This is a genomic window from Ruegeria sp. N11 (assembly GCF_056531525.1).
The window spans coordinates 113,317-136,064 of sequence record NZ_JBQFLX010000003.1 but is presented as its reverse complement, the minus strand read 5'-3'; the positions used below and the strand labels follow the sequence as shown (position 1 = coordinate 136,064).

Here is a 22,748-nt window from a genome sequence, read left to right as displayed (position 1 = left end):
GTCGCGCCCCGAGGGGCAGAAAACGAACAGGCGAGGGCCATGGAAGGTTTTACAATAATTGACGGGGTAGTCGCCCTGATCGTCGTGCTGTCGGGCATTCTGGCCTATTCGCGCGGCTTCATGCGCGAGGTTATGGCCATCGCAGGTTGGGTCGCCGCCGCAGTTCTGGCCTTTATCTTCGCACCACAGGCCGTTCCGCTGGTCAAGGAAATCCCGGTCGTCGGAGACTTCCTGCGCGACAGCTGCGAATTGTCGGTGATCACCGGCTTTGCGGGTGTCTTTGCCATCGCACTGATCGTTGTCAGCATCTTCACGCCGCTGTTTTCATCGCTGGTCCAGCGCTCGGCGCTTGGCGGCCTGGATCAGGCGCTCGGTTTTTTCTTCGGCATCGCGCGCGGCATTCTGTTGGTGGCCATCGCCTTCTTTGTCTACGACACGGTGATGACCGGCCAAAGCTATACCATCGTTGACGAAAGCCGTTCGGCCAAAGTCTTCGAACAGTTCAGCGGCAAAATCGAAGAGCAAAACCCCGAAGCGGCTTTGGGTTGGGTTACGACCCAGTATGAAGAACTGGTCGCCAGCTGCACCGCGGGCAACTCGGAAGGTTGATACGCCTTATCAGTTGAGTTTGCAGACAGGCCCGGCAATGCCCGGGCCTTTTTGTTTGCGGGTCTCAGACAAACCCCTCGCCGCCGCAGACCGTGCATCGGATCGTTTTTAGCCCAAAACATCCGTCGCATCTGCTTGAGATCGGTTTACCAAGGATATCGCGGCTTTTGACCACTTCTCCGGCACCGTTGCAGATCTGGCATGGCGCGCGTCCCATGCCCCGGCATCGGTGACATCGGCGCTTTGCTGGGGCCGCTTCCTTGGCCTTTGGCTTATGCTGCCACATAGGTAACATCCAGTCCGATAACAAACCGCCTTAACGGTCGGCATTGTTCGCATGACAGCATAAGTCGGAAAAAATGTCATCTTCCGCGTGAATTCAGACAAATATTGGCCTGCGGCAAATCGCGATTGTGATCGTTAGATGACACACGCGCCGTTAGGTATTATGTGGAACCGAACCGACATGGAATCGGAGCTGCCGGTCTTGCTGTATCTGTTTTCTTTCGCGCTTGCCCTTTTTGCGATGGCGCGACTTTGCCGTTCTATAAACTGGCGACAACGGGTACGAATACCATCCGGCAAATACTCCGGTTCCGGCCATTGAGAACACTCAGCACAAGAACGTCATAGGAATTGGAGCCCGTACATGTGTGGGATTTTGGGGATCGCCAGCAGGACACATGATGTCTTTGCGGAAATCTATGACGGGCTGCTAATGCTGCAGCACCGGGGTCAGGACGCCTCGGGCATCGTCACATATAACGGTGAGTACTTTCGTGAAAAGAAGGCGAACGGGCTGGTCAAGGACGTCTTCAACGCGCAAGACGCCGAAACCCTTCTGGGGAAAACCGGTATTGGTCATGTCCGCTATCCCACGGCAGGTTCGCTCAGCGCGGCCGAGGCGCAACCGTTCTTCGTGAACGCGCCTTACGGCATCTATCTTGTTCATAACGGCAACATCACCAACACCGCAGAACAGCGCGAGAAGGTCACCGGCAAATACAGCCGCCACCTGCGCACCACATCCGACTCGGAAATCCTGCTGAATGTTCTGGCCGACAAGGTGGCCGATGCCATCAAGGTCAACGGCAATGCCGAGCCCATTCGCAATATCTTTGCCGGCGTAAAGATGACGATGGAGCGGGTTCAGGGTGCCTATTCGGTGATCTGTCTGGTAGCCGGCGTCGGGATGCTGGCGTTCCGCGATCCCTATGGAATCCGCCCCTTGTCCGTTGCCAAACGCGATGTGGACGGAAATGGCGACGACTATGCCTTTGCGTCCGAAGACGTGGCATTCGGCATCAACGGCTTTGACAAGCTGCGTGACGTGAAACCCGGTGAGGCGATCCTGATCGATCTGGAAGGAAACATGCACGCGTTCCAGGCGGTTGAGGGCCAACTGACCCCCTGTATCTTCGAATACGTCTACCTTGCGCGGCCGGATTCGCTATTGGACGGCGTCTCGGTCTACAAAACACAGATGCGCATGGGCCAAACGCTGGCCCGCCAGATCGAGGCGGCGGGGCTTGAGATTGATCGCATCATCCCCGTGCCGGACAGCGCACGCCCCGTCGCGCTCGAGGCCGCCAAGATCACCGGCATCCCCTATCGCGAAGGTCTGGTCAAAAACCGCTATGTCGGGCGCACATTCATCATGCCTGGCCAGCAGGAACGACAGAAATCCGTGCGCCGCAAGCTGAATGCCATTCCGCTTGAGTTCGAGGACCAGAACGTTCTGCTGATCGACGATTCGATCGTGCGCGGCAACACGATCAAGAAGATCGTCCAGATGTGCCGCGAGGCCGGCGCCAAAAAGGTGTACGTCGCCAGCGCCTCGCCCCCGGTCAAATACCCGAATGTCTACGGCATTGACATGCCCACCAAGCATGAACTGATCGCCAACGGCAAAACAATCGAGGAAATCCGCCAGGAACTGGGCGCGGACGCCCTGTTCTATCAGGAACTGGATGACCTGATCTGGGCCGCAAAAGAAGGCAACCCCGAGATCAAGCAATTCGACTGTTCGTGTTTTGACGGCAATTACCCAACCGGAAGTGTCAGCGAGGAATATCTTGAAAGCCTCGAAAACAGCAGCCGGGTCAGCCAGAAGAAACAGGACATGATGGTTGTCGGCGGGTCGTGGAACGCAGCCAAGCTCGCGTCTGGTTGAACTGCGTCAACTGACACGATCCGGCCGCACGATTCGAACCAACCCACCGCCCGAAAGCTATGTATGAGTGGGTTTCCGCTCACAACCCGGCGGCGAACGCTGCGTGAATCCAACCAGTTCCTGCCAGCGTGATCACTTGCCCGTGTCGCCACGTACGACCGGGCTTTTGTTCGTCGAACGCATTTGGTAGGCGCAAGCCAACCACCACCCGATAACAGGGGCCGGGCCCTGCCCGGCCAGAGCTTATGTCGAACTCCAAAGTGAAGGCCGCAGCCACCCAGAAGGGTGCGCTGAAAAAGGGGTCTGTTTCCCTCCTTGGGGTCTTTGGCCCCTCTACGAATATGCGCGCATTGATGCGGATGTCTTCGGGCCGCGTAAAAGAAGTCAAGACCGGCAGCCGAGTGGCTTCGGGCACTATTGTTGCGATTGATGAAGACGGCGTCATGCTGCGACAAAGCGGCCAAACGCACCGGATTGCCATTCCCGGCTCGTGATCGCGACTTGACGCCCTGCGCGCACGGGTCCAAACCGCAACCATGACTGATCAGACCAAAATTGCCCTCATCACCGGGGCCTCGCGCGGGCTGGGTGCCGCTCTGGCCGAAGCGTTGGCACCCGAACACCACATTGTTGCCGTTGCCCGCACCACGGGCGGGCTTGAGGAACTGGACGACCGCATCAAGGCCAAGGGCGGCAGCGCCACTCTGGCGCCGATGGACATTGCCGATCCTAACGCCATGGCAACCCTGTGCCGGGGCATTCACGACCGCTGGGGCAAGGTCGATCTTTGGCTGCACACCGCAATCCACACCTCGGCCCTGACACCTGCGCATTTCATCGACCCCAAGGAATGGACCAAGGCGGTGAATACCAACGCCAACGCAACCTCGGTGCTGATCCCGTATATCGCGCCGCTGCTGGGCGAAACCGGCCACGCCGTGTTCTTTGACGACCCCAAGGCGGGCGAGAAGTTCTACGGCATCTACGGCGCAACCAAGGCCGCGCAAATGGCGCTGGCCCGCAGTTGGGCGGCCGAAACCGAACGGACAGGACCGCGAGTTTCCATTGTGGATCCTGCGCCAATGCCAACCGCCGTGCGCGCCCGCTTCCACCCCGGTGAAGACCGCGAAGCCTTGACCAGCACAGCGGACGAGGCCGCGCGTATTCTGGCGCTGCTATAGGAATGGCCCTGACGGGCCATGCCTCCGGCGGGGATATTTTTGGCCAGATGAAGCGAGCGGGTCAGGCGATATGAACGCCGTTGCGCCCGGCCAGATCGACGAAGAACTGCCAGGCCACGCGACCGGACCTTGCGCCACGCGTGGCCTGCCATTCAATGGCTTCGGCCCGAAGGATCTGAGCATCGACCGAAACGCCGTAGGCGGCGCAGTATTGGTCGATCATCGCCAGATACTCATCCTGATCACAGGGATGGAAACCCAACCACAGGCCGAACCGGTCCGACAGGGAAACCTTTTCCTCGACCGCTTCGGAAGGGTTGATGGCGCTTGAGCGTTCGTTCTCGATCATGTCACGTGGCATCAAATGGCGACGGTTCGAGGTGGCATAGAACACCACGTTCTCGGGGCGGCCCTCGATACCACCATCCAGCACCGCCTTCAGTGACTTGTAGTGTTGGTCATCGTGGCTGAACGACAGGTCGTCGCAGAACAGAATGAACCGGTAAGGCGCGGCCCGCAGATGGTTCAGAAGACGCGCGACCGAGCCCATGTCCTCGCGTTGCAATTCCACCAGTTTGAGATCCGGATGCTCATCCTGCAAAGTGCCGTGCACAGCTTTGACGAGGCTGGATTTCCCCATTCCCCGTGCCCCCCACAGCAAAGCGTTGTTGGCCTTGAATCCTGCAGCGAAACGGCGCGTGTTGTCCAGAAGCGTGTCGCGAGAGCGGTTGATCCCCACCAGCAGATCCAGATCGACCCTGTTGACCTGCTCGACCGGCGTCAGGCGATCCGGCTCAACATGCCAGACAAATGCCGATGCCACGGCGAAGTCGGGCGCGGCCAACGGTGCAGGTACCATACGCTCCAGCGCGTCGGCGATACGGTTCAGGGCTTGGTCGTCCATCGGCTCCTCCGGTCATCTCTGCCTGTGTCAAACCATGTTCGCCCGGACGCAACAAGGGCCGGGCACGAAAAAGGCGCGCCAGAAACCGGCGCGCCTGATCCAATACTTTCAGCAGGTTTGCTTACCTGGCGTCTTCTTCCTGTACGATCTCTTCGTCTGCTTCTTCTTCGTCGTCATAGTAGCCATCGGCGCGCAATTGCTCTTCGCGCTTTTTCTCGACCCGAGCCACCAGGAATATCGAAATCTCGTACAGCCCGTAGACCACGACGAACAGGATAATCTGGGTGATCACGTCCGGCGGTGTCACGATGGCGGCCAGCACCAGAATGCCAACAACCGCGTATTTGCGCACCGCGCCCAGCCCCTCGGCGCTGACCAGCCCGGCCTTGCCCATCAGGGTCAACAAAACCGGCAACTGGAAGCACAGGCCAAAGGCCACGATGAACTTGATCGTCAGGTTCAGGTATTCCTGCGCTGAGCCCTGGAACACCACACTCAGCGGCGCTGCGTTTGTTCCGTCGGCCACCGCTTCGCCTTCCGCCCCGAACTGCTGGAAGCCCAGGAAAAAGTCATAGGCCAAAGGTGTGACCACGTAGAAGGCAAAGCTTGCCCCCAGCAGAAACATGAAGGGCGACGCCAGCATGAATGGCAGAAAGGCGTTCTTTTCCGACCGATAGAGGCCGGGCGCCACGAACCGCCACATCTGCATCCCGATATAGGGAAAAGCCAGCATGAAACCGCCCAGCAACGAGACCTTGATGGCGACAAAGAACCCTTCCTGCGGCGATATGAAGATCAGCCCGCAATCCTGTCCACGCTCGGTCAATACCTCGCACAGTGGCTGCGTCAGAAAGTTGAAGATCGGCGTGGCCACCGTAAAGCAGATGATCATACCGATCAGAAACGCCACCACGCAATGGATCAACCGGGTGCGCAGCTCCGCCAGATGCTCGATCAATGGGGCCGAGGTATCTTCGATCTCGTCGGTCTTGGTCATGTCTTTCTTTCAGTGTTCAGCGCCGCTTCCGCCTCTTCTGCCTTGGCCAACGCGTCTGCGGCTTCTTTCGCCTTGCGGTCGGCGGCGGCGCGAGCTGTTGCGGCCTGTATCTTCTTGGCCTGTTCCGCCCTTTCAGCAGCCAGTTTGCCGGTTTCGCTGTCCGGGTCGAACTTGGTCGGATCCATGCTTTTGGCCATATCCTGCGCGGCCTGCTTTACCCCGTCCATGGCGGTGTTGACAGGATTGGCAGCGGCATTCAGACCCTTCTTGATCTCGTTCACACCTGCCTGGTCCGCCGCTTCGTTCATGGCGCTGGAAAACTCACGCGCCATACCGCGCGCCTTGCCGACGAATCGACCGACATTGCGAAACAGAACCGGCAGGTCTTTGGGCCCCACCACGATCAGCGCAACGATGCCGATGACAAGAAGCTCGGTCCAGCCCAGATCAAACATCCGCGCTTAGACCTTGTCTTTCTCGGTCTCGGGCGTGACATCCTTGGCCAGCTCGGACGCGTCCTGTTCAATCTCTTCCGTTCCGTCCTTGACGCCTTTCTTGAACGCGGTGATGCCTTTGCCCACTTCGCCCATCAGCGAGCTGATTTTGCCGCGGCCAAACAGCACCAGCACCACGACGGCAATCAGCAGAAGGCCGGGAAGACCGATATTGTTGAGCATGTCTTTTCTCCTCTTACGTCGGCGCCACGCGCCGGAAATGTGAACTGGGTCCGTGTCTACGCCTGCAAAGCGCTCTGCAAAAGTGAGGCAGGTCAATTCCGCGCATAAATGTGAACCGGTGGCGCGTTTTTTGCGGACTCGCAATTCTCAACTGACAGGTTTATGTCAGTTGTAAAGGGCTAGGCAGAGGGCATTGAAACCTGGTCAACGGAGAATCAAATGACCCATGTTGCTGAAATCGTCACCTTTACCCTTGCCAACGGAACCACCCCGGAAGAGTTCGTGAAACTCAGCCAGGCGTCCGAGGCATTTGTCCGCGCGGCCCCCGGATTTGCCCATCGCCAACTGAGCCAGGGTGAGGATGGCCGCTGGACGGATTACGTGATCTGGACAGACATGAAGGCGGCCAAGGATGCCGCAGCGCAGTTCCCGCAGCAGGATTTTTGCGCGGGCCTGATGGCTGCCATCAACCCCGAAAGCATCCAGATGCGCCACGAGAATGTGTTATGGAACATGACCGCCTGAGGCAGGTCAGGACGGTGCGTCATGCGCCGCTCTGACCGCCTGTTCGACATCATCCAGATCCTGCGCGACGGCAAACTGCACCGCGCGCAGGACATCGCGGACCGGCTCGAGGTGTCGGTCCGCACCATCTATCGCGACATGGACACGCTGGTCGCCTCGGGCGTTCCGGTCGAGGGAGAACGCGGCGTCGGCTATATGGTGCGCGAGCAGATCACCCTGCCACCGTTGAACCTGACCCCCGCTGAACTCGAGGCGCTGAACCTCGGCATGGCGATTGTGGCCGAGGCGGCCGATCCCGACCTTAAATCCGCTGCTGAATCACTGGCCGACAAAATCGACGCCGTGCTGCCCACTCAGGTCGTGGCCGAAGCCGACAGCTGGAAGTTCGCCGTCTACCCCTTTGCCGACGCGGCGCGCGGACTGGCGCATATGGCCCCGATCCGCGCCGCGATCAAATCACGCCAGAAACTGCGCCTGTCCTACCGCCGCATCGACGGCGTCCTGACCGATCGCGTGATCCGTCCGCTGCACATGGAATACTGGGGCCGAGTATGGACCCTCACTGCCTGGTGCGAGCTGCGAGACGGTTTCCGCGTCTTCCGTATCGATCTGATCGAGGCAGTCACACCAATGCCCGAGATCTTCCCCGACGAACCCGGCAAAAGGCTCAGCGACTACGACCCGCACAGCTAACAGGCTTCATCTTTTTCAAAATACTCCCGCCGGAGGCATGGCCCGGAACGGGCCATTTCCGTCACTTGAGATAAGGTTCGGGATCGACGGCTTCGAACCCCTGCCGCACCTCGAAATGCACATAGGCCTCGTCACCGCCCCGCAGGGCCGCGATTTGCTGCCCTCTCCGGACCCTGTCGCCTTTCTTGACGGCAACGTCGGCAACATTGGCATAAATCGTGACCAGATCATTGCTGTGCTTCACCAGTACGATCGGAACCTGATTTGCGTCCTCCGTCACAGCAGCCACAGTCCCGGCATCAGCTGCCTTGACCGGCGCCCCCGCACTCGAGGCGATGTCGATCCCCTTGTTTTTGTTCTTGTCGAACGTGCGGATGATCGTCCCGCTGACCGGCAAGGACAAGGCGGCGGTGCTGGTGTTTGTCGGCGCTTCCGCCGTCACATCAGGCGCTTCGGCCAATGGCGCAACCTCTTCGTCCGGCAAGGGCTGCGTGGCACTGGGGGGTGTCGGCGTCGGAGATCCCTGCCCCGGCTGCGTGACATTCGTTGCAGTAGTGGCCGCTGCCGCGGACCTGCGTGGCGCTGGCTGATCCTTGACCGGGATCAGCAGGTACTGTCCCTCGCGTACGGTGAAATCGGACCCAAGACCGTTCCACTCCGCCAGGGACTCCACCGGCACCTGATACAAACGCGAAATGGTATAGGCCGTTTCCCCACGCTTGACCTTGTGCCGAACCGGTTCGGGCCCCACCGGTGCAGGTGTGGGTGATACAGGCTTTGCCGGCTCCAATGTCGTGGTCTGAACGCCCCCGCTCTCGGGTGCCTCATCAATGGCGGACCCGGCCAGGGCTGCAATATCGACGTTGCTGCCGCCGCCGACCGAACGCGGCAGCGCCAGAACTTCGCCATCGCGCAGAGGGTCAGTGACATTCAATCCGTTGAACCGGGCCAGTTCTGCCGGTGGCAGCCCAACACGTGCGGCCACGTCATTGACGGTATCGCCACCGCGGGCCACCGCGACCTGATAGTTGGGATAGGTGATGACCCCACGCGCGTCAGGAGCCGGACGATTGCCCGTGGCCGCCAGCGCCGCATCGGCGGTCGAAAATCCGCCTACATTGCCCCGCAGGTCATAGTCCAATGGCCCCTCGCACCCGGCAAGGATTACAAATGCCGTCGCTCCAAGGGCGCAACGGCGCATTGCTGATTTGGAAACTGCTCTCATCATGCTGTCCTCAACGCCTGCCCCTGTTTTCCGGGGTTCCGGCGCATAGTTCGGAAATATCAACTACGCCCCATCCTTCCCAAGCCCTTCCAGCAAGGGCACAAAACGGACAGGCAACAATTCATCATAGTCCAGCCCGGTTTCGGTTCGCCTGACCCGGATCAGAGTCTGAACCGCATCCGACTGGCCCACCGGCAACACCATAATACCGCCGATTTTAAGCTGCGCCAAGAGCGGCCCGGGCGGGTCTTCCGCAGCGGCGGTCACAATGATCCGATCGAACGGGGCCTGCTCGGGCAGACCGTACGATCCATCCGACAGCATGGCCGTCACATTTGTCAGGCCCAGTTCGCGAAACAACTCACCGGTTTCGCGCACCAGGCGCTTGTGGCGTTCAACCGTGTAAACCCGGCGCGCCAACTTCGCCAGGATCGCCGCCTGATAGCCCGAGCCGGTTCCGATCTCCAGAACTGTGTCCCTTGGCCGAACCTCCAGCGCCTGCGTCATAAGCCCCACGACCGACGGCTGGCTGATCGTCTGACCACATGCAATCGGCAGGGGTGTATCCTCATAGGCGCGTTCCGCGAACAGGCCCTTGACGAAGCGGCCCCGGTCGATCTGTTCCATCGCCGCCAGAACGCGCGCATCCGTCACCCCGCGTTTACGCAGGGCGAACAGAAACTGCATGGTTGTTTCAGGGTTCAGTCCGCTCATTCGATCGCCTTCAGCGCCTCCAGCGTATCATGCGCCGTCAGGTCTGCCCTCATCGGCGTGACCGAGATGTAGCCTTCCAGATTGACTGCCGCGTCGGTTCCCGGAGCAGTCGGGTTATGCTGATACGCGCCCTTGATCCACAAGAACCGCCGTCCCGAGGGCGAACTGTGGGGTTCTACCGAAAAGCATGTGTCCCGGCGATACCCCTGTGATGCGACACGGGTGCCCAACACCTCATTCGCAGGCACTGGTGGGAAATTCACGTTGTAGAACAACCGGTAATCGCCCTGCTCTTGCGGTGTCGCATCCAGAATGCGCCGGACAAGATCCGCGCCGAACCGGCCAGCGGCCTCGAACGGATCCTCGAGGCCCAGATTCCGGGGGCCAAAATATTGCGACAGGGCAATCGCAGGCACGCCCTGTAATGCCGCCTCCATCGCGCCACCGATGGTCCCAGAATAAAGCGTGTTCTCGGCCGAGTTGTTGCCCCGGTTGACGCCGGACAAAACCAGATCGGGCCGCTGGTTCTTCATCACATCATGCAGGCCCGCAAGAACGCAGTCAGCGGGCGAGCCTTCGGCGGCAAAGCGACGCTCGCCCATTTTGGCGATCATCATGGGATGGGTATAGCTGATGCAATGACCAACGCCGGACTGTTCGAAGGCCGGTGCAACGACCCAGACCTCTCCGCCGGGCCCTGCCAGTTCGGCTGCAATCGCCTCAAGCGCGGTCAATCCCGGCGCATTGATGCCGTCATCGTTGGTCAGAAGAATACGCATGTGCCCGAATTACCCCCGCGTTTCGCCCTTGATAGACCCAGCCCCACGCTGCGGCAAGCAATGCACGTCCGCAATCTGCGGCTTTCACGCACCACTTGGCACTAAACTGAGCCATAGCCCCTCAGACCGGGAATACGAAACACCGGTTGCGGCGAACCGTCAGCCACATGACCCGACCCGGGCTGGGTACAAAAACATTCGGAACAGTGGCTTTCAGGGTCGAGCCATCATGATCCATCTCAAACTCGACAAGGCTTTCATTGCCCAGAAAGCGCGCGCGCTGCACCACCCCACGCGCAGCAACCCCATCCGTGTGCGTAGGCAGCGGCCCCTTGCCGCCCCGGTCGAAGTCCAGTCGCACATGCTGTGGTCGAAACACTATCTCGACATCGGTGCCATCCGGGACACCCGGCGCCAGAAACTGCCCGAAAGGCGTTTCCGCCAAAGCTCCGTTCACCTGCGAACGCAACACGTTGACATCGCTGAAAAAAGCAACAGCCGCCTTGTCTGCCGGACGCGTATACACGTTATACGGCGCGCCCTGCTGAATGATCTTGCCGCGGCGCATCAGGGCAATCTCATCGGCCATACGCATCGCCTCTTCGGGCTCGTGCGTTACAAGCACCACCGCCGCGTCTTCTTCCTTAAGGATCGCCAGCGTCTCATCCCGGATGCCATCGCGCAAACGATTGTCGAGGCCCGAAAAAGGCTCGTCCATCAACATGATGCGCGGGCGCGGTGCCAGCGCGCGGGCCAGCGCCACGCGTTGCTGCTCACCACCTGACAGGTGATGCGGAAACCCATCGATGAACCGCCTCAGATCGACTTTGGTCAGCAGTTCCTCAACCCGGGCGCGTTTTTCCTCTTTCCGGCCTTTCAGACCGAACGCAACGTTGTCCGCCACGCTCAGATGGGGAAACAGGGCAAAATCCTGGAACATCAACCCGATCTCGCGCCGTTCCGGCGGGACACGGAAAACCGTGTCGCAGATCAGCTTGCCATCGACGTAGATCTCGCCCGAGTCCTGCATCTCGACCCCGGCAATCATGCGCAGCGTCGTGGACTTACCACAGCCGGACGGTCCCAGCAGACATGTTACCTGCCCTGCCTGCACCGTCAGCGAGACGTTATCCACCACGACCTGACCGTCATAGCGCGCGACCAGATTGCGAATCTCCAGACGAGGAGGAGTTTTCTCTACTGTCACCGATGAACCCCGTAGCCTTTCCCGATCAAATTCATCGGGCTTGGGCGGGGATAACAACCCCGCCCCTCAGGCGCAAGGGATCAGCAGCATCCGCCAGCGGCGGCTTCACCGATGGCTTCGAACGGACTTTCGCTCCCGCAACCTTCGAAGATGCCATAATGAGTCGAGAAATCACCAATGAACTGAAAATGCCGTGCAAAGCGCGTGTCGTGCAGCATCATCCAGGTGTTGCCGCAAACCGGGAAAACCTTGCCGGTTTCGATGGCATGGTGGTCGTCCAGCTCAAACAGATGCGGCGCGTTGGGAATGGTGCCCTTGTAGATCACGGCCTGACCGTAGTCCTCGCAGGCAGGTTCCAGATCAGGCAGCTTGAACAACCGGTAGGTGGCCGAAAGAAAATTCAGTGGCGCGACGCGCTCTTCCAGAACCGGATTTTCAATGGTCAGTGGACGATGCGTCACCCGGCGCGGATCACCGAACCCGGCCTTGCGCGCCATTGACAGGAAGTCGTTCCAGTACAAAGCCCCGGACAGGCACTCGCCGTACAGAACCTCATCCTCAGCCATGGCGGCAGGAACACGGCGGTCAGCGTACACGTCCGAGAAGTACATCTCGCCGCCTTCTTTCAGCAGCCGATGCACGCCACGCAGGACAGCATCCTTGTCGGTGGCCAGATTAATAACGCAGTTGGACACGATGATGTCGAACGATCCGGGCTCAAGATCCAGTTCGTCCAGCTTTTCGATGTAGCCGTGATGGAATTCCACATTGCTGGCGGCATATCCGAACGCATTCGCGTGATAGTTCTGATGCGCCCGCGCGACGTCCAGCTGTTCCGGTGTCATGTCCACGCCAACGACGCGGCCCTTTTCGCCGACCATGGCGGACAACGCATAAACGTCACGGCCCGCACCGCACCCCAGATCGAGGATCGACATTCCTTCCAGGTCCAGCGGCGCAATCAGGCCGCAGCCGTAGTACCGTGTCAGCACCTCGTCATGCACCCGGGACAGAATCTTCTTCAGATGATCCGGCATGTCATCGGGCGTGCAGCATGCGTTGGTCTGCAAATCCGAACTGCCTTGCAGGACTTCGCCATAATAGTTCTGTACCGCCTCATGCTTCATCACCGGAATCCTTTCCTCAGCCCCTGTTCAGCAGCTAGTGCAAGACCGGCTGGCGCGCAATCAGGCGACCGCCATTCTGACAAAAGCGTGAGAGCTTCTTGCCGTCTCAGCCAAGCAGTTCGAAATCCGCACCGGCGCGTATTTTACCATTCACCTGAATCTCCAACCGGTGCATGCCCGGCACCAACCGAAAGGTGGTGGCATCGCCTTTCAGCTTGTGTTTCTTGGCCAGTCTCAGTGTGCCATCGCGCAGAACGGACTGCTTCAGCTTGTGAACCTTGGGTGAAACCTTTCCGCCAGGCCTCTGAAAATGAATGATATAATCAACCAATACTGGCTGATCGCCTGAACCTCTCAGATCAACTGAAAACTCCAGCGCCTCACCAATCCGGGCATCCCCATGCAGGTCAACCGCAACGATCAGTTCGGCATCGGGATCATAACCCAGCATCTTCATCGCCCTTGCATGGCCCGATTTCACCAGCCCGCGCAGGGCATGAGAGGTCATCCAGCTTAGCTCGTCAGCGTTCTGTCGGCTGTCCGCCTGCCAGATCTGCAATCGATCCAGAGCCAGATCCGGGTCCGTTTTGGTGATATCGTTCAGATGGTTCGCCACAGACCGCGTGACATATCGCGTGTTGTCGCCGTGCAATCTGTCAAGCAGTGGCACCGGATCGCTCAACTCCAACCCCACCGCCTGCCCCCAAGGTAATCGAGGCCGCGTGCCTTCACTGACCAGACGACGCACGTGATAGCTGGAATGCACGCACCAATCCTGCATCCTTTCGATCACAAGATCCGGGTGGGCATTCAAAAACGGTCTGATCGCCCATTCCATCGAGAACCGCTGCGTCAGTTCCTCAAGTACATCCAGTGCCAGATCGGGGTGGTTCAGCCCTGCCGACACCACCCAATCGCCCAAGGGCGCAAAGATGAAATCTCCGAAATCATCATCGGACTTGTCCGGATCCAGAGGCGGCGGCAGCGCGCGCAGGATCACCGGGGCCACATCAGGCAATTCACCGGGAGCTGACTGTTGCAGGCACTCGGCAATCCAGGCCATCCGCTCTTTCAACTCAAGTTCTGGCAACCGCTGCATGACACGCGCCTGAAAGGCAGGTGCGTCGAAATCAGCATCAGAAGCAGAGAATAAACCCGCAAGATAGCTGGTTTTTTCCGCGTTGTACAATTGGTCCTTAAGTGAAAAACCCTGCGCCATGCTCACATCGTCAGATTGGTGCCGCCGCCATCCAACAGGATGTTCTGTCCAACGATGAACCCGGCATGTTGAGAGCACAAAAATGCACAGGCCGCGCCGAATTCCTGCCGCGTGCCATATCGCCGGGCAGGAATGGTCGCCTCGCGTTCCGCGCGCGCCTCATCCATGGAAATCCCCTTCTGCGTCGCCACGCCGCCGTCCAGCGACACCGCGCGATCCGTGGCGTGAATACCCGGCAGCAGATTGTTGATGGTAACCCCGCGCGGGGCCACCTGTCGGGACGTCCCGGCTACATAGCCCGTCAGTCCGGTCCGCGCCGCGTTCGACAAACCCAGCGCCGGGATCGGCGCGCGCACGGATTGCGAGGTGATATTCACCACCCGGCCCCAGCCCTTGTCCATCATCCCCGGCAGCAGTGCCTTCATGAACGCAATCGGCGTCAGCATGTTGCCGTCCAGCGCCTTGATAAAATCATCCCGATCCCAGTCAGACCACAATCCGGGCGGTGGTCCACCGGCATTTGTCACAAGAATATCAACACCCTGCGCGGCGTCTATCACCTGGCTTTGCCCCTCGGCCGAGGTCACGTCGCAGGCCACCGTCTGCACGTCGACGCCATGTTCCGTCCTCAACCGGGCGGCTTCGGCTTCCAAAGCGTCCACCCCGCGTGCGTTCATCACCAGATCGACACCGGCTGCGGCCAGGGCTTCGGCACAGCCAAGACCCAAACCCTTGCTGCTGGCACAGACAAGTGCGCGTTTTCCACGTATTCCCAGATCCATCCGATCCTCCCCATCTGTTGTTGACCGCATGTCTAGCACCGGCCAGACAGGGAAGACCAGAAGTCAAAGCGCGTCAGTAAAAGAACTCTTCGCGCACGATCTTTCCATTGGCGACGTGATAGATGCCTACCTCTTTCATGTCGAAGCTTTCACCGCTTTCCTTGACGGTGCCCTGCACTTCAAAGATCACGGCAAAACGGTCGTCGCCGTGCGGGAACGGATCGCTGACGGATGCGCCAGACACCTCATGCGCGCTTTCCCACCATTCATGCTTGCCCCGGATCGTATCGCGGCCATGGGTTTCACGGCCCATGCCTTCCATTTCATGCGCTTCGACCGAAACAGCATCCTGCGCATAGAGCTTCTCCAAATTCTCCTTGGCCCGGTTTTCGCGGCAACCGGCAACCAGTTCGTCGGCAATCTCTTTCAAATTCATCGATCTTCTCCGCAATTTGTTCACTATATGTTCTTATTGCCACAACGGTATGATTCGAACCAGCCCCTTTGTCTTGCCTCGGCAGGATTCCACGCCTATACGCGCGCTCATGCTTGATACCGCCTCGAACCAACCCGTATTGCCGCCCGAGATTGCCCGGCGCCGGACATTCGCCATCATCTCGCACCCGGATGCGGGCAAAACAACGCTGACTGAAAAGTTCCTGTTGTACGGGGGCGCAATTCAGATGGCTGGCCAGGTGCGCGCCAAGGGTGAGGCGCGGCGGACGCGGTCCGACTTCATGCAGATGGAGAAGGATCGCGGTATCTCGGTTTCCGCCTCTGCGATGTCGTTCGATTATGGGAACTTTCGGTTCAATCTGGTGGACACGCCCGGTCACTCGGACTTCTCAGAGGATACCTATCGCACCCTGACAGCCGTGGACGCCGCCGTGATGGTGATCGATGGCGCAAAGGGCGTGGAAAGCCAGACCCAGAAACTGTTCGAGGTTTGCCGCCTGCGCGATCTGCCCATCCTGACCTTCTGTAACAAGATGGACCGCGAAAGCCGCGATACGTTCGAGATCATCGACGAAATTCAGGAAATGCTGGCCATCGACGTCACGCCCGCCGCGTGGCCTATCGGTGTCGGGCGCGACTTTATCGGCTGCTACGACATGCTGCGCGACCGGCTGGAACTGATGGACCGGGCCGACCGCAACAAGGTGGCCGAAAGCATTGAGATCAACGGGTTGGACGACCCCAAACTGGCCGAGCATGTGCCCGAACACTTGCTGGAAAAGCTGCTGGAGGAGGTCGAAATGGCGCGCGAACTGCTGCCCGCCCTGGACCCGCAGGCGGTACTGGAAGGCCACATGACCCCGATTTGGTTCGGCTCGGCGATCAACTCGTTCGGCGTTAAGGAACTGATGGAGGGCATCGGCGCTTACGGACCGCAGCCGCAGGTTCAGTCCGCTGAACCGCGCCAGATCGCACCCGACGAAAAGAAGGTCGCAGGCTTCGTTTTCAAGGTGCAGGCCAATATGGACCCAAAGCACCGCGACCGTGTGGCGTTCGTGCGCATGGCTTCTGGCCATTTCAAGCGCGGCATGAAGCTGACGCATGTGCGATCGAAAAAACCGATGGCGATCTCGAACCCCGTCCTGTTCCTGGCCTCCGACCGCGAATTGGCGGAAGAAGCCTGGGCTGGGGACATCATCGGCATTCCGAACCACGGCCAACTTCGCATCGGCGACACGCTTACAGAAGGCGAAGCGCTGCGCGTGACCGGCATCCCATCGTTCGCTCCGGAGTTGTTACAAGGTGTTCGCGCAGGCGACCCGATGAAGGCGAAGCACCTTGAAAAGGCTCTGATGCAGTTTGCCGAAGAAGGCGCGGCCAAGGTGTTCAAACCCTCGATCGGCTCAGGTTTCATCGTAGGCGTCGTTGGCGCGCTGCAATTCGAAGTCCTCGCCAGCCGAATCGAGATGGAATATGGCCTGCCTGTGCGTTTCGAGGCGTCGCAGTTCACCAGTGCCCGCTGGGTCAGCGGCGACAAGCCCGAAGTTGAAAAGTTCGTGAATGCCAACAAGCAGCACATCGCCCATGACCACGATGGTGACATTGTCTATCTGACCCGCTTGCAATGGGACATCGACCGGGTCGTCCGCGACTATCCGACGCTGAACCTGACGGCGACCAAAGAGATGATGACCTGAGCCCTTGCCTGCTCTAACCTGCAGGCAAGAAGGCGAAACCGGGCACGGCATGGCAAGAAAACCAACCTGGGGCATTGTGTCCACAATTCGGGGTCCGGCTCCGGATATCCTCGGATTTGCGGCCTATCACCTCGATCTGGGGCTTGACCGGATGTACCTTTTTCTGGACGAACCCAATCCGCAGGCTTTCGAAGCCCTCCGGGCCCATCCAAAGATAGACGTGTGGGTCTGTAACGCCGCATTCTGGGAAAGGCGAAAGCGGGACCGCCCGGACAAACACCAGGTGCGCCAGACAGCAAACGCCACCTACACGTACCGCAAGACAGACCTGAACTGGCTGGCCCATATCGACCTGGACGAGTTCCTTTGGCCGAAACGCCCGGTTCCAGACCTGCTGGCGCAGGTTCCAGATGACATTCCCGCCGCCCGCACCCGCCCGATCGAGGCGCTGGCGACCGGCAAAGATCTGTACAAGGCCTTTATTCCCAAAGGCCGGGGCCGCGACACGCTGGTGCAAACCCTTTATCCCACCTACGGCGCTTTTGTTCTGGGCGGTTTCCTCAGCCACATCCAGGGCAAGCTGTTTGTTCGTACCGGCATGTCGAAGATCAACTTTCGCATCCACAACCTGTTCCAAAACGGGGAAATTCTGCGCGATTGCGTGGAACTGGACGGCATGGACCTTTGCCACCGCCATGCGCCCGATTGGGAACACTGGCTGGCCCACTATCCGTTCCGGATCGCACGCGGATCCTATCAGCCCGGCATGTCGCCGAATGTCGCGCGCGAACGTGGCGGCGTGAACATGAATGAACTTCTGGGCATGATCGAAGCAGAAGATGGCGTGGATGGGCTGCGCCGCTTTTTTGACGAGATGAGCGGCGCAGACCCCGCGACACGCACCCGGCTGGAAGATCACGGCATGATCCGGCACCGCCCCCTTGATCTGGACGCAAAAGTCGCGAAACACTTTCCCGGAACCAATTGAATTGTTGCGGAAAACTGAATACACGCCTTTAGCGCCTCCAGATTAACCGCTCTTCATTTGACCTGGTGTTACGATTTTGTTATGTCCCGCCCAAGCCGAAATGCGCATGGGGCGCATGGCCATCCGGGCCCGGCATTTTACAGACGCGCGGGCCAGGTCAAGTGTCCGCATGAACCGGACATATATGACAAAGTTTAACGAACTGAACCTGAACCCGAAGGTCCTCAAGGCTATTGAGGAAGCCGGATACGAAACACCCACTCCGATCCAGGAAGGCGCGATTCCACCTGCGCTTGAGGGCCGCGATGTGTTGGGGATCGCCCAGACCGGTACTGGCAAAACCGCCAGCTTTACCCTGCCGATGATCACCCTGCTAGCCCGTGGCCGCGCGCGTGCACGTATGCCGCGCTCGCTGGTGCTGTGCCCGACCCGGGAACTGGCCGCTCAGGTGGCGGAAAACTTCGACACCTATTCCAAGCACCTGAAACTAACCAAAGCGCTGCTAATCGGCGGTGTCAGCTTCAAGGAGCAGGAAGCGCTGATTGATCGGGGGGTCGATGTTCTGATCGCCACGCCGGGCCGCCTGCTGGACCATTTCGAACGCGGCAAGCTGTTGCTGACCGGGGTGCAGATCATGGTGGTAGACGAAGCCGACCGGATGCTGGACATGGGATTCATCCCCGATATCGAACGCATCTTCTCGCTGACGCCGTTCACCCGGCAGACCCTGTTCTTCTCGGCCACCATGGCGTCCGAGATCGAACGCATCACGGACACCTTCTTGTCTGCCCCCGCCCGGATCGAGGTTGCCCGTCAGGCGACCGCGTCCGAGACCATCGAGCAGGGCGTGGTCATGTTCAAGGGTGGTCGCCGCGACCGTGAAGCCAGCAACAAACGCAAGGTTCTACGCGCGCTGATCGACTCCGAAGGCGACAAGTGCACCAACGCGATCATCTTCTGCAACCGGAAGACCGACGTGGATATCTGCGCGAAATCGCTGAAGAAATACGGCTACAATGCCGCCGCTATCCATGGCGATCTGGACCAGTCGCAACGGATGAAAACACTGGACGGTTTCCGCGACGGCTCTCTGCGCCTGCTGGTCGCCTCCGACGTGGCAGCACGCGGCTTGGATATTCCATCGGTCAGCCATGTGTTCAATTTCGACGTACCGGGCCATGCCGAGGATTACGTCCACCGCATCGGTCGCACAGGCCGCGCCGGGCGTGAGGGCAAGGCCATCACGATCTGCTCGGGCCGCGATGAAAAGGCACTGGATGCGATTGAAAAACTGATCCAGAAGGATATTCCGCGCATCGACAACCCGGTCAAGGATGAACCCAAACCGGACACCCCGAAGCCCGAGAAGAAATCCAGATCTTCCGAAGGCCGAAAAAGTGAAGGCAAGCGGGAAAAAGAACCCAAACCCCGCGGGCGCAACCGTCACGAGGACAACGGCCCATCAGTCGTGGGCATGGGCGATCACCTGCCAAGCTTCATCGCCCTCAGCTTTGATGAACGCCGTGCGGGCTAGATCGCCAGCACCAACGCCAGAATTGATACTCCAAGCAAAGACATCCCGGCGATCTCACGCCGGGTAATGGTTTCGCGGAAAAACAGCAACGAAGCCAGCAGGCTGAGGATCAGTTCCACCTGCCCCAACGCTTTGACGTAGGCCGCATTTTGCAGCGTGAACGCAAAGAACCAGCAGAACGAACCACACAAGCTGGTCAGCCCGACAAAAACACCGGTTCGCCGGGTGTCCCAAACGGCCCGCAATTCGGCCCGGTCACGCCATAGCAGCCACAGTCCCATGCTGAGGAACTGAAACATGATCACGGCGGCCAGCGTGACCAGCGCGCGGAACCACGCATCCAGATCGCCCAATTGCATCGATGCACCGCGATAACTGACTGACGAAAAGGCAAAAAGCACGCCGGATCCCAACCCCAGTTGGGACGCCTTGTTGGTCAGGTGGCGCCACCACTCTCCGTCGCCGCCCGGTGTTTTGGACAACAAGAACACCGCCGCCAAACCCAGCAGGATGGCAATTAATGCCCCTGATGAAACCTGATCGCCAAGGATCAGGAAACCGACGATAGCCGTCTGAATCACTTCGGTTTTCTTAAAGGTGATACCCACAGCAAAATTGCGCTGTTTGAACAGAGCTACGACGCAGATCGTCGCCAGAATCTGAGTGGTCCCGCCAAGAACCGCAAACATCCAGAACTTCGCGGATAAATGTGGCAGTGCAAAACCGGTCGATTGCATGGCAACGATCAGGCCGATGACGGCCAGCGGCATCGAATAGGCAAACCGCGCGAATGTGGCGCCTGCCGCACTCAGTTGAATGCGGCTCAGTGATTTTTGCAGCATGAACCGCACGGTCTGAAACGCAGCGGCCGCAACGGTGACGGGAATCCATAGGCTCATGGCTTCCCTTTTGTCCTTAAATCAACCCTTTGGCCAGAGAGGATGCGCCACCGGATCTTTGGCGCTCCAGAAATACTGACGGAAGATTTGTCCGTAAGAACGATAGACATAGGCCTCGTTGCAGGCCAGATACCGTTCCTTGTTATTCCGGTAAAGCGCAGGCAGCTGATACCACGGTGTGCCCGGGTTCATATGATGAACGACGTGCAGGTTGTTGTTCAGAAACAGAAAAGCCAACGGACCGCGATCTTCGACGATAACGGTTCGGGCCCGCGATTTCTCATGCGCGCGATGCTCCAGAAAAGTGCGGATCTTTACCAGTGCCAGCCCAATATAGGCCGAAATGACAAACGCCCAGACCGGCATGGCAGACGCAGCAGCAATCCACAACACCATGGCCACCCCAGGCAGATGCAATGCCCATGCCAGCAAAATGGCCGGATCGCCACGCAGCGCCCCGCGCAACTCATCGCGAAAGAACGCGGTCTGGCCAATAAGCGGCCCCAGAACCATGCGGCCCAGAAGCGTGTTATTGGCGCTGTAAACCAGCTTTTGCCAGCCGGCCAAAGACTCCCATACCTTGGGGTCCAGATAGTTGGTTTCGGGGTCATCATAGGGGTCGGTCAGTGCCGCATCACGATGATGCGCAAGATGCATATCCCGGAACCGGTTATAGGGAATGAACAATGTCAGCGGCAGCGCCATTAGCGCCTCGTTCACCCATTTGGTTCGAAACGGATGGCCATGCAAAGCCTCGTGAGTCAGGGAAGAATGCAGTGCCGCTATGACCCCCATTGCCGGGATGGCCAGCCAAAGGCTCCAGGACGCCATGAAGAAGACTGTCAGCAACCACGCCCCGTAACAGGCAAGAATCAATGCGAAAGTGCGCCACTCGGGACCGGAACGCTCAGACATCACGCCCCCATGTGATGCCGGCCCAGACACGTTCGTAAATCACATACAGGGTCAGTCCGATGGCTGTGTTGATGATTGCCAGCGTACCGCCAACTGCCGCCGATCCGGTTGCGATCAGCCCGACCAGCGTCATCATTGCCAGCCCCATCGCATTCCAAACCACAGCCTTCACGACTGATCTGCGCCGTGTCTCCATTCCGTCACCCATAGTCTTGTTATGTTTCAAGATTTATCGGCAACAGAGGGGCGTGAGAATTCTGAATATGATTAACAAAACTCATCAAACGTGATATTTATTATCATATGCAGGAAAAAATAGACAAACGAGATCGCGCTGCGCAGTTTCGTCTGCGTCTGGCCCGCGCCATGGAAGAACGCGGTATCAGTCAAAGCGCACTGGCCCGGGGAATCGGCGTGGACCGGTCCACTGTTTCACAGCTTTTGGCTGACGCGGGCGCCCGACTGCCTAACGCGCATGTCGTTGGCTGTTGCGCCTCGGCGCTTGGTGTTTCGGCGGACTGGCTGCTCAGCCTCTCCAACCGCCCTGAAAGCGCGGCAGAGCTGCTGGCCAGTTCCCTGACAATGGCCGAAGCCCCCCGCGCCCTGGTTGATGAGCGTATCTTTGAGTGGCATCAGGAGGCGGCGGGATACAAGATCCGCTATGTCCCGGCCACCCTGCCCGACATGCTGAAAACCCGCGCCGTTCTGGAATGGGAATACGCCCCCCATCTGGGTCGTACGGCCGATCAGGCGATCGGTGCGTCTGCCGACCGACTGGCGTGGATGCGCAGTGCGCAATCGGACTATGAGATCGCGATGCCGCTTTATGAAATCCACAGTTTTGCCCATGGCACGGGCTACTATCAGGATCTGCCTTTGCAGGTCCGGCTGGATCAGATCGATCACCTGCTGGAACTCTGCGAGTTGCTCTATCCACGATTGCGCATCTATCTGTTTGATGCCAAACGGCTTTATTCCGCACCAGTCACGATATTCGGCCCCCTTCTGTGCGTTTTCTACGCCGGCAGCCATTATATGGCTTTCCGCGACCGTGACCGGGTCGAGGTTTTCACCCGCCATTTCGATACCCTGATCCGCGAGGCCGACCTGACTGCCCGCGATTTTCCGGATCATCTGCGTCAATTCAGGTCAGCGATTTCAGGTTCATCTCAGACGCAGTGATGCGGCTTGATAGTTCCTGTGCTATGGTGCCTTCGCGCGAACGTTTGGGACATCCGATCACAAGACGGAGGACTACAGGAATGGACGCACTGAAAACGGCAGAATACGCACGCGCCCTCTATACCGCGCACGGCGACCGGGCCGAGGCGGAGGCCGCTCAGAAAATGCGCGAATGCGAAGCTTCCGGCAACACACAGGAAGCTCAGGACTGGCAGGCCGTGCGCAGCGCTATTCGTCAGTTGCGTGGCCCAAATCAGGCCTGACG

The 22,748-nt window shown here is 59.2% G+C and carries 26 protein-coding genes; 11 read left to right on the top strand and 15 right to left on the bottom strand.

Annotated elements, in window-relative coordinates; all coding sequences use genetic code 11:
- Positions 1-39 precede the first annotated feature (39 nt).
- From ACR0J8_RS04340 to ACR0J8_RS04325, 4 genes are all read left to right on the top strand, one after another.
- The gene (locus ACR0J8_RS04340) at positions 40-609 is read left to right on the top strand and encodes a CvpA family protein (protein WP_170610697.1); all 570 of its coding nucleotides are present in this window, start codon (positions 40-42) and stop codon (positions 607-609) included.
- 649 nt (positions 610-1,258) lie between these two features.
- Positions 1,259-2,782 carry an amidophosphoribosyltransferase gene (gene purF, locus ACR0J8_RS04335; protein ID WP_480522406.1) on the top strand — a complete coding sequence of 508 codons (1,524 nt, stop codon included), beginning with the start codon at positions 1,259-1,261 and terminating at the stop codon, positions 2,780-2,782.
- Positions 2,783-3,027: 245 nt separating this feature from the next.
- Entirely contained in the window at positions 3,028-3,276 is a 249-nt protein-coding gene (locus tag ACR0J8_RS04330; protein ID WP_170610692.1) for a hypothetical protein, read from the top strand.
- Between the two features lie 42 nt (positions 3,277-3,318).
- The gene (locus tag ACR0J8_RS04325; RefSeq protein ID WP_480522407.1) at positions 3,319-3,963 is read left to right on the top strand and encodes an SDR family NAD(P)-dependent oxidoreductase; all 645 of its coding nucleotides are present in this window, start codon (positions 3,319-3,321) and stop codon (positions 3,961-3,963) included.
- A gap of 61 nt (positions 3,964-4,024) precedes the next feature.
- Here the strand turns inward: ACR0J8_RS04325 and ACR0J8_RS04320 are convergent, their stop codons facing one another.
- The 4 genes from ACR0J8_RS04320 to ACR0J8_RS04305 all read right to left on the bottom strand — a co-directional run bounded on the left by ACR0J8_RS04320 (position 4,025) and on the right by ACR0J8_RS04305 (position 6,541).
- Entirely contained in the window at positions 4,025-4,867 is an 843-nt protein-coding gene (locus ACR0J8_RS04320) for an ATP-binding protein (RefSeq protein WP_480522408.1), read from the bottom strand.
- 121 nt (positions 4,868-4,988) lie between these two features.
- The gene (tatC, locus tag ACR0J8_RS04315; protein WP_170677401.1) at positions 4,989-5,864 is read right to left on the bottom strand and encodes a twin-arginine translocase subunit TatC; all 876 of its coding nucleotides are present in this window, start codon (positions 5,862-5,864) and stop codon (positions 4,989-4,991) included.
- Positions 5,861-6,319: a Sec-independent protein translocase protein TatB gene (gene tatB / locus ACR0J8_RS04310; RefSeq protein ID WP_480522409.1), complete on the bottom strand. Its 459-nt coding sequence runs from the start codon at positions 6,317-6,319 to the stop codon at positions 5,861-5,863. The genes tatC and tatB overlap by 4 nt, the downstream gene beginning before the upstream one ends.
- Before the next feature lie 6 nt (positions 6,320-6,325).
- On the bottom strand, positions 6,326-6,541 hold the full coding sequence (locus ACR0J8_RS04305) for a twin-arginine translocase TatA/TatE family subunit (protein WP_170610679.1): 216 nt from the start codon (positions 6,539-6,541) through the stop codon (positions 6,326-6,328).
- A 219-nt stretch (positions 6,542-6,760) separates the two neighbouring features.
- Here ACR0J8_RS04305 and ACR0J8_RS04300 point away from each other — a divergent pair, with 219 nt between their 5' ends.
- The gene (locus tag ACR0J8_RS04300) at positions 6,761-7,066 is read left to right on the top strand and encodes a hypothetical protein (protein WP_170610676.1); all 306 of its coding nucleotides are present in this window, start codon (positions 6,761-6,763) and stop codon (positions 7,064-7,066) included.
- Positions 7,067-7,087: 21 nt separating this feature from the next.
- The gene (locus ACR0J8_RS04295) at positions 7,088-7,759 is read left to right on the top strand and encodes a helix-turn-helix transcriptional regulator (RefSeq protein ID WP_480490080.1); all 672 of its coding nucleotides are present in this window, start codon (positions 7,088-7,090) and stop codon (positions 7,757-7,759) included.
- A gap of 61 nt (positions 7,760-7,820) precedes the next feature.
- Here the strand turns inward: ACR0J8_RS04295 and ACR0J8_RS04290 are convergent, their stop codons facing one another.
- From ACR0J8_RS04290 to ACR0J8_RS04255, 8 genes are all read right to left on the bottom strand, one after another.
- On the bottom strand, positions 7,821-8,984 hold the full coding sequence (locus ACR0J8_RS04290; RefSeq protein ID WP_480888923.1) for a peptidoglycan DD-metalloendopeptidase family protein: 1,164 nt from the start codon (positions 8,982-8,984) through the stop codon (positions 7,821-7,823).
- Between the two features lie 63 nt (positions 8,985-9,047).
- Positions 9,048-9,698 carry a protein-L-isoaspartate(D-aspartate) O-methyltransferase gene (locus ACR0J8_RS04285; protein ID WP_170610670.1) on the bottom strand — a complete coding sequence of 217 codons (651 nt, stop codon included), beginning with the start codon at positions 9,696-9,698 and terminating at the stop codon, positions 9,048-9,050.
- Positions 9,695-10,477 (bottom strand): 5'/3'-nucleotidase SurE, encoded by a 783-nt coding sequence (surE, locus tag ACR0J8_RS04280; RefSeq protein WP_480888922.1) that lies wholly within the window; start codon positions 10,475-10,477, stop codon positions 9,695-9,697. The genes ACR0J8_RS04285 and surE overlap by 4 nt, the downstream gene beginning before the upstream one ends.
- Before the next feature lie 121 nt (positions 10,478-10,598).
- Complete coding sequence (locus ACR0J8_RS04275) at positions 10,599-11,684, bottom strand: ABC transporter ATP-binding protein (protein ID WP_480888921.1); 1,086 nt, start codon at positions 11,682-11,684, stop codon at positions 10,599-10,601.
- Positions 11,685-11,764: 80 nt separating this feature from the next.
- Positions 11,765-12,811 carry a methyltransferase domain-containing protein gene (locus ACR0J8_RS04270; RefSeq protein ID WP_480888920.1) on the bottom strand — a complete coding sequence of 349 codons (1,047 nt, stop codon included), beginning with the start codon at positions 12,809-12,811 and terminating at the stop codon, positions 11,765-11,767.
- 106 nt (positions 12,812-12,917) lie between these two features.
- Positions 12,918-14,030, bottom strand: coding sequence for a hypothetical protein (locus ACR0J8_RS04265; RefSeq protein ID WP_480522413.1), 1,113 nt, complete (start codon positions 14,028-14,030; stop codon positions 12,918-12,920).
- A 2-nt stretch (positions 14,031-14,032) separates the two neighbouring features.
- Positions 14,033-14,812: an SDR family oxidoreductase gene (locus ACR0J8_RS04260; RefSeq protein WP_480522414.1), complete on the bottom strand. Its 780-nt coding sequence runs from the start codon at positions 14,810-14,812 to the stop codon at positions 14,033-14,035.
- 73 nt (positions 14,813-14,885) lie between these two features.
- Positions 14,886-15,248, bottom strand: a complete 363-nt coding sequence (locus ACR0J8_RS04255; RefSeq protein ID WP_480522415.1) for a SnoaL-like domain-containing protein — start codon at positions 15,246-15,248, stop codon at positions 14,886-14,888.
- A 109-nt stretch (positions 15,249-15,357) separates the two neighbouring features.
- On the opposite strand from ACR0J8_RS04255, the gene ACR0J8_RS04250 reads away from it, so the two are divergent.
- The 3 genes from ACR0J8_RS04250 to ACR0J8_RS04240 all read left to right on the top strand — a co-directional run bounded on the left by ACR0J8_RS04250 (position 15,358) and on the right by ACR0J8_RS04240 (position 19,487).
- On the top strand, positions 15,358-16,965 hold the full coding sequence (locus ACR0J8_RS04250; protein WP_480888919.1) for a peptide chain release factor 3: 1,608 nt from the start codon (positions 15,358-15,360) through the stop codon (positions 16,963-16,965).
- Positions 16,966-17,014: 49 nt separating this feature from the next.
- Positions 17,015-17,953, top strand: coding sequence for a glycosyltransferase family 2 protein (locus tag ACR0J8_RS04245; RefSeq protein ID WP_480811673.1), 939 nt, complete (start codon positions 17,015-17,017; stop codon positions 17,951-17,953).
- Between the two features lie 184 nt (positions 17,954-18,137).
- Positions 18,138-19,487, top strand: coding sequence for a DEAD/DEAH box helicase (locus tag ACR0J8_RS04240; protein WP_170619159.1), 1,350 nt, complete (start codon positions 18,138-18,140; stop codon positions 19,485-19,487).
- Here the strand turns inward: ACR0J8_RS04240 and ACR0J8_RS04235 are convergent.
- From ACR0J8_RS04235 to ACR0J8_RS04225, 3 genes are read right to left on the bottom strand one after another with little or no spacing between them, the layout of a single operon-like run.
- Entirely contained in the window at positions 19,484-20,386 is a 903-nt protein-coding gene (locus tag ACR0J8_RS04235) for an EamA family transporter (RefSeq protein ID WP_480888918.1), read from the bottom strand. The genes ACR0J8_RS04240 and ACR0J8_RS04235 overlap by 4 nt on opposite strands.
- Positions 20,387-20,407: 21 nt before the next feature.
- Positions 20,408-21,301: a fatty acid desaturase gene (locus tag ACR0J8_RS04230; RefSeq protein ID WP_170610637.1), complete on the bottom strand. Its 894-nt coding sequence runs from the start codon at positions 21,299-21,301 to the stop codon at positions 20,408-20,410.
- Positions 21,294-21,497 carry a DUF2061 domain-containing protein gene (locus ACR0J8_RS04225; RefSeq protein WP_170610965.1) on the bottom strand — a complete coding sequence of 68 codons (204 nt, stop codon included), beginning with the start codon at positions 21,495-21,497 and terminating at the stop codon, positions 21,294-21,296. The genes ACR0J8_RS04230 and ACR0J8_RS04225 overlap by 8 nt, the downstream gene beginning before the upstream one ends.
- 107 nt (positions 21,498-21,604) lie before the next feature.
- Between ACR0J8_RS04225 and ACR0J8_RS04220 the strand changes: the two genes are divergently transcribed.
- Positions 21,605-22,483, top strand: a complete 879-nt coding sequence (locus ACR0J8_RS04220) for a helix-turn-helix domain-containing protein (RefSeq protein WP_480888917.1) — start codon at positions 21,605-21,607, stop codon at positions 22,481-22,483.
- An 80-nt stretch (positions 22,484-22,563) separates the two neighbouring features.
- The gene (locus tag ACR0J8_RS04215; RefSeq protein ID WP_170610632.1) at positions 22,564-22,746 is read left to right on the top strand and encodes a hypothetical protein; all 183 of its coding nucleotides are present in this window, start codon (positions 22,564-22,566) and stop codon (positions 22,744-22,746) included.
- The last annotated feature ends 2 nt before the right edge of the window (positions 22,747-22,748 follow it).